Genomic DNA, 6,742 nt, shown 5'->3' with positions numbered 1-6,742 from the left:
GGGCCGGTTCGGCGACTTCCGGAGGGCGGGTCGTGCGCGCTCGCGGAGTGGCGGCACGTACGTGGCGCGGGGCCCGCGCGTGCCGACCCGCCGACGGGTTCTCCGGGAGAACACCCGGGCCTCATCCGTCCCAGGAGGGAAGCGATTGGCAGATCTGTGCCACCCCGACCGCCTCTCGACCGCCTGACCTGGGACTTTCCGAGCGCCTCTGGCTCAAATCTTCCAATCACCGCCGGAGCCACCCCGATTGGGCCACCGTCGCAACTCGGGAGAGCCGCCGAGAGGCCCCCAACCCACCGAGAGCCGCTGAGCCCACCCGGCGTGCATGCGCGGCGCGAGCGCGCACCCCACCCACGAACCCGTAAGCCGCTGAACCGGCCCGGCGTGCATGCGAGGTGCCGGCGCGCTCCGCAGCCGACGGGGCCAAGTCAGCGCCCTCGGGGCCGGTACCGGTCGGGGCCACCGCTCTTCCGGGCCGCTCGCTCGCTTCTTTCCCGGGGTGGAGCGAGGTGTGTCAAGGGTGGCCCGGAGGGCCATCGCCGAAGGCGACGCGCACGCGCCCTTGACTCACCTCGCGGAAGCCCGACACTGGCCGAGAAGCGAGCGGCCCAACGGCAACTGGCAAGCTTGGGCCCACAGCAGCGGACTTCGCCTCACCGCCCGGCCGACCCAGTCGGGTGGGCGGGTGGGCAAACGACGTCAGTGGTGCAGCGCAGCCGACCCCTCGGGTACGTGGGACGTGACAACCCGCCCCACCGACGGAGTCCCCCGGCGGCGGTCCACCGCGTACGCTACGCTCGCCACGCCCAGACCGAGCACCGCCAGCATCGCGCCCGCCAGCGCCGGGGACGTCGTACCGAAGCCCGCCGCCAGTGCCAGGCCGCCGATCCAGGCGCCGCCGGCGTTGGCCAGGTTGAAGGCCGCCTGGTTGGCGGAGGAGGCCAGGGAGGGGGCCGCCGATGCCTTCTCCATCACCATCAGCTGCAGCGGCGAACCCGTGATGAACGCCGCCATGCCCAGCAGGGTCACCGCGAGCGCCGCGCTCCACTCTGACCGCATGAGGAGGGGGAACAGCAGCAGGACGAGGCCCAGCGAGGCCAGGCCGCCGAACAGCGTGCCCCGCAGCGAGTGGTCCGCCAGGCGGCCGCCCAGCAGGTTGCCCGCCGTGGCGCCCACGCCGAACAGAGCCAGGAGCAGCGTCACGCTGCCCTCCGCGAACCCGGCCGACTGCGTCAGCATCGGGGTCACGTAGCTGTAGGCCGCGAAGAGCGCGCCGAAGCCCGCCACCGTCGTACCCAGAGCCAGCCAGACCGGCAGGGACCTCAGCGCGGCCAACTCGCCGCGCAGACCCGCCGACGAGGCGGCCTGCCCCCGGTCGTGCGGGATCAGCAGCGCCAGCGAGGCGATCGCTGCCAGGCCGATCGCGCTCACGCCCAGGAAGGCGGCCCGCCAGCCCAGGTGCTGGCCCATCAGCGTGGCCACCGGTACGCCCGCGATGTTGGCGACGGTCAGGCCGAGGAACATCAGGGACACCGAGCGGGCCTTGCGCTCCGGCGGGACCATCGTCGTGGCGACGACCGCTCCCACGCCGAAGAAGGCGCCGTGCGGCAGGCCGCTGAGGAAGCGGGCGGCCAGCAGGGAGTCGTTGCCGGGGGCGAACGCCGAGAGCGCGTTGCCCGCGACGAACAGCGCCATCAGGGCGATCAGGACCGTACGGCGGGACATACGGGCCGTCAGCGCGGCCAGCAGGGGGGCGCCGATCACCACGCCCAGCGCGTACGCCGAGACCAGATGCCCGGCGGTGGGGATCGAGATGTGCAGGTCGTCCGCGACGTCGGGCAGCAGGCCCATCATCACGAACTCGGTCGTACCGATACCGAAAGCGCCGACGGCCAGAGCGAGCAGGGCCAGGGGCATGAAGGGCCTGTGCCTTTCCAAGTCAGGGAGAAGCGAAAGAGGGTTCCGTCACAGCATATGTTCAGCTGCGGAACAAAGCCTCGCAGGCCCAGTATTCCAAGGGGTTACGACGACGTGTCCAGCTTCACACGGGCAGCCACCGGCAGGTGGTCGCTGCCGGTGCGCGGCAGTGTCCAGGAGCTCTCCGGCTCCACACCCCGGACCATGATCTGGTCGATCCGCGCCATCGGGAACGACGCCGGCCAGCTGAACCCGAAGCCGCTGCCCGCCGCACCCTGCGTGGAGCGCATCTGGGAGGTGACGGCGTTGAGGGAACGGTCGTTCATCGTGCCGTTCAGGTCGCCGAGCAGCACCACCCGCTTCAGCGGCTCGTCGGCGATGGCCTCGCCGAGCGCGTTGGCGCTCTTGTCGCGCTCCCGGGCGGTGAACCCGGCCTTCACCTTCACCCGTACCGAGGGCATGTGGGCGACGTACACCGCGATGGGGCCGTGCGGGGTGGCGACGGTGGCCCGCATCGCGCGCTTCCAGCCGAGCTTGATGTCCACCGCCCGCACATCGCTCATCGGGTACTTGCTCCACAGGCCGACCGTGCCCTCGACCCCGTGGTACCGGTACGTCGGCGCGAGCGCCTTCTCGTAGGTGGACACGGCCGTCCCCGGGACCTCCTCCAGGGCCAGGATGTCGGCGCCGGAGGCGGCCACCTCGCGGGCGGTCGTGGCGGGGTCGGGGTTCTCGGCGTTGACGTTGTGGGTCGCCACCATGAGGTCGCCACCCGAGCCCGTCTTGTCGCTGAGCAGTCCGCCGAACAGGTTCAGCCACACGATCGCCGGGAGGAGTACGGCGATCAGCGCGGTCGCCGACCTCCGCAGCAGCCCGAGCACCAGCAGCACCGGGATGGCGAGGCCCAGCCACGGCAGAAACGTCTCGGTGAGGCTGCCGAGGTTGCCCACCTGGTTCGGGATGTGCGAGTGCAGCAGCATCACCAGGGCGAGCAGGAGGGCGAGGACCGCGAGGACGACGCCCCGGCGCCAGATACGCGGATCGCCGCGCCATCCGGCGAACAGGCGGTGCACCAGGCGCCGAAGCCGGGATCCCGGTCGCTCGGGCCCCGAGCCGCCGTTGTCCGTCTCCGTCACGTACGCCTGCTGCGCCATACCGTCTGCCTCACTGCCTGCCGTGCACACCGTCGTTCCCCCCGTGTTCTTCCGACCCTAGGGGATGATCGGCTCCGCTCCCGCCGTCCCATGACGGCCGTACGGAAGACGATGACGAAGGAAGCGGGACAGGGAGTTCCGTTATCCCCGGGACACCTGGGGTTTGTGACAAAACGCGCACATGAGTGCTACGAGGCTGTCGAGCTGACGGGCCGTAGGCCTTCCAGGACCGTGTCGACGATCTGTTCCGCCAGGTCCTCGGGCAGGTCGCCCTCGGGGCGCATGACGGTGCGCACGAGCATGGGGCCGACGAACAGGTCGTTGGCCAGGTCCAGGTCGACGTCCGGTCGCAGTTCGCCGTTCTCCCGGGCCCGGTGCAGCACCTCCAGGGCGAGGGCGCGGCGGGGGGCGATGACGCCGGCGTGGTAGGCCGACCAGAGCTTCGGGCTGTGCTTCATCTGCGCGTAGACGTTGTGCAGGATCGCCGAGGAGCGGTGGACGAGTCCGCGTTGGCGCAGGGACTCCAGCAGTACGACGAGGTCGTCGCGCAGGGAGGTGCCGGGGAGTTCTGGGTCGGGGGGTTCGGCGGCGCGTACGACGTCGACGAACAGTTCCTCCTTGCCGCTCCAGCGGCGGTAGATGGTGGCCTTGCCGACCCCGGCCGTGCGCGCGACGCGCTCGATGGAGAGCTCGGCGAGCGGTACGCCGTCCTCCAGGAGCCTCATCACGCCTTCCAGAATGGCGCGTTCCACGGCCTCGCTGCGGGGGCGTCCCCGCACGGGCCCGTCCGGTCGCGGCCGGCTCTCGGCAAGGCTCACGTCGTCCGTCCTCTCACTGTGCTGCGGGAATTGTCCCGCAGCCGCCTCCTTCCCCCGTGTACGACTGCGTACGACCGCGTACGACCGCGTTTCGCGTCAGTCCGAGGCCGCGACCAACTCCGCCTCCTGTTCGCCCGCTTGCGCGGCCGGCGGCTTGCCGGGCAGGAACAGGCCCGTCACCACGGCGCCGATCAGCGCGACACCGACTCCGCACAGGGCGGTGACGTGCATGGCGTGCAGGAACGCGTCGTCGGCGGGGGTGACCAGGGCCTTGCCCTGCGGGCCGAGCTTGCCGGCGATGCCGAGGGTGGCCTCGATGGACTCGGCCGCCTTGTCGCGCAGGGCGGGCGGCAGCATGCCGAGCTTGCCCTCGATGCCGTTGCGGTAGGACGTGGCGAGCACCGAGCCGAGTACGGCGATGCCGAGCGCGCCGCCGACCTGGCGGAAGGTGTTGCTGAGCGCGGAGGCGGAGCCGGCCTTCTCGCGCGGCAGCGCCTGCATGATGACGACCGAGGTCGGCGTCATGATGTGCGCCATGCCGGTGCCCATGAGGAAGAAGACGACCTCGAGGATCCAGATCGGGGTGTCGGCCTCGAACGTGGCGAACGCGGCCAGCGTGGCGGCGATGAGCACCAGGCCGGCGGTCGTGGTGGCCTTGTTGCCGAACCGGTCGACCAGCAGCCGGGCGCGCGGCGCGAAGATCAGCTGGGCGCAGGCGAGCGGCAGCATCAGCACACCGGACTCCAGCGGCGAGTAGCCGCGCACGCTCTGGGTGTAGAAGACACCGAAGAACGTGACGCCCATGAGCGCGAAGAAGACCAGCGCGATGGCGCTCATGGCGGCCGAGAACACCTTGTTCTTGAAGTAGGTGACGTCGAGCGACGGGTGGTCGCTGCGCTTCTCGAAGACGACGAAGCCGGCCAGGACGAGGAGACCGGCGATGATGGTCGCCAGCACCTTGGCGTCGGTGAAGTCGGCGAGCTCGCCGCCCTTGATGATGCCGTAGACCAGCAGGACCAGGCCGACGACGGACAGGACGACGCCGACCGGGTCGAGGCGGCCGGGCCTGGGATCACGGGAGTCGGGCACCAGCCAGGTCATCAGGATCAGCGCGACGATCACGATCGGCACGTTGATGAAGAAGACCGAGCCCCACCAGAAGTGGTCGAGGAGCGCGCCGCCGGTGATCGGCCCGATGGCGATGGCGAGGCCGACGCCACCCGCCCAGATGCCGATGGCCTTGGGCTGCTCCTCGCGCTCGAAGACGTTCATCAGGACGGCGAGGGTGGCGGGCATGACGAAGGCGGCGCCGAGGGCCATCAGCGCGCGGAAGGCGATCAGCTGACCCGGCGAGCCGGACTCGGCGGCCAGGGCGGAGCCGATGCCGAACACGGCGATGCCGCCCAGCAGCACCTTCTTGCGCCCGAGGCGGTCGCCGATGAGGCCGGCGGTGAACAGCAGGCCGGCGAATACGAGGGTGTAGGCGTTGATCGCCCACTCGATCTGCCCCTGGGAGGCGCCGAGGCCGGTCGGCGCGGGGCTGGAGATGGTCTTGATGGCGACGTTCAGGATCGAGTTGTCGAGCACCACGATCAGCAGGCTCAACATGAGCACGCCGAGGATCGCCCAGCGGCGCCGGTGCACCGCTTCCGGTATCCGGGAGGCAGGGACGGGACTTGTCATGCGTTCGAGCCTAGGACCATTTCGATACGGAACGGTCTCGTATCTTAGTTCTTTACCAAGGCCTTACACAGTTGGGTCTCGGCCACGGTTGTGGATCACAGGCGGTTCCCCTGGCCCTGGCTGGCACGAGGTGCCACCATGGAGGCGATCCGGGGACGCCGTCAGGGCGCCTCGAGATGACTGAAGGAGCCGTTGCCATGACGCAGCTTTCGGCTGCCCAGAACAAGCCTTCCGACGGCAGCAAGGCGCTGTACGGGGGGAAGGGCACCCGCCGCATCACCGTTCGCGACATCGCCCTCGCCAAGGAGCGGGGCGAGAAGTGGCCCATGCTCACCGCCTACGACGCGATGACCGCGTCCGTCTTCGACGAGGCCGGGATCCCGGTGATCCTGGTCGGCGACTCGGCGGGCAACTGCCACCTCGGGTACGAGACGACCGTGCCCGTCACCCTCGACGAGATGACCATGCTGTCGGCGGCCGTGGTACGCGGCACGCAGCGCGCCCTGATCGTCGGCGACCTCCCCTTCGGCTCCTACCAGGAGGGCCCGGTGCAGGCGCTGCGCTCGGCGACCCGGCTGGTGAAGGACGCCGGGGTCGGCGCGGTCAAGCTGGAGGGCGGCGAGCGCTCGCACGAACAGATCCGGCTGCTGGTGGAGTCCGGCATCCCGGTCATGGCGCACATCGGGCTGACCCCGCAGTCCGTCAACGCGATGGGCTACCGCGTGCAGGGGCGCGGCGAGGAGGCGGCGCAGCAGCTGCTGCGGGACGCTAAGGCGGTGCAGGACGCCGGCGCGTTCGCCGTCGTCCTCGAACTGGTTCCGGCGGAGCTGGCGGCCGAGGTGACGCGGGTGCTGCACATCCCGACGGTGGGGATCGGTGCCGGGCCCGAGACGGACGCGCAGGTCCTGGTCTGGACGGACATGCTCGGGCTGACCTCCGGCCGGGTGCCGAAGTTCGTCAAGAAGTACGCCAACCTGCGTGAGGTCATGGGCGACGCCGTGAAGTCGTTCGCCGAGGACGTCGTCTCCGGGGCGTTCCCGCTGGAGGAACACTCCGTCCACTGAGCCATTGCGGCAACACCCGGGCAGCCCGCCGATCTTCCCCCGTCGGCGGGCTGTCCCTTTTGTGCGCCAGGACGTCGTACGCCTGGACCGGCGCCACTTCCGCAGA

Annotated in this window: 5 protein-coding genes; 1 reads left to right on the top strand and 4 read right to left on the bottom strand. The window is 70.5% G+C overall.

Annotated elements, in window-relative coordinates; genetic code table 11:
* Window positions 1-699 precede the first annotated feature (699 nt).
* The 4 genes from AB0M27_RS00265 to AB0M27_RS00250 form a co-directional block, all read right to left on the bottom strand.
* On the bottom strand, window positions 700-1,917 hold the full coding sequence (locus AB0M27_RS00265) for an MFS transporter (protein WP_365716271.1): 1,218 nt from the start codon (window positions 1,915-1,917) through the stop codon (window positions 700-702).
* Between the two features lie 104 nt (window positions 1,918-2,021).
* A complete protein-coding gene (locus AB0M27_RS00260) occupies window positions 2,022-3,071 on the bottom strand; it encodes an endonuclease/exonuclease/phosphatase family protein (protein WP_365716269.1) in 1,050 nt (349 codons plus the stop codon).
* A gap of 188 nt (window positions 3,072-3,259) precedes the next feature.
* Entirely contained in the window at window positions 3,260-3,889 is a 630-nt protein-coding gene (locus tag AB0M27_RS00255) for a TetR/AcrR family transcriptional regulator (protein ID WP_365716267.1), read from the bottom strand.
* A 96-nt stretch (window positions 3,890-3,985) separates the two neighbouring features.
* A complete protein-coding gene (locus AB0M27_RS00250) occupies window positions 3,986-5,572 on the bottom strand; it encodes an MFS transporter (protein ID WP_365716265.1) in 1,587 nt (528 codons plus the stop codon).
* Between the two features lie 197 nt (window positions 5,573-5,769).
* On the opposite strand from AB0M27_RS00250, the gene panB reads away from it, so the two are divergent.
* Window positions 5,770-6,636, top strand: coding sequence for a 3-methyl-2-oxobutanoate hydroxymethyltransferase (panB, locus tag AB0M27_RS00245; RefSeq protein WP_351798344.1), 867 nt, complete (start codon window positions 5,770-5,772; stop codon window positions 6,634-6,636).
* Window positions 6,637-6,742 lie beyond the last annotated feature (106 nt).

It is taken from the genome of Streptomyces sp. NPDC052107, from assembly GCF_040680215.1.
In the GTDB taxonomy this organism is placed as follows: Bacteria; Actinomycetota; Actinomycetes; order Streptomycetales; family Streptomycetaceae; genus Streptomyces.
The sequence above is the reverse complement of the archived record's forward strand: the minus strand, read 5'-3'. Positions and strand labels throughout refer to the sequence as shown.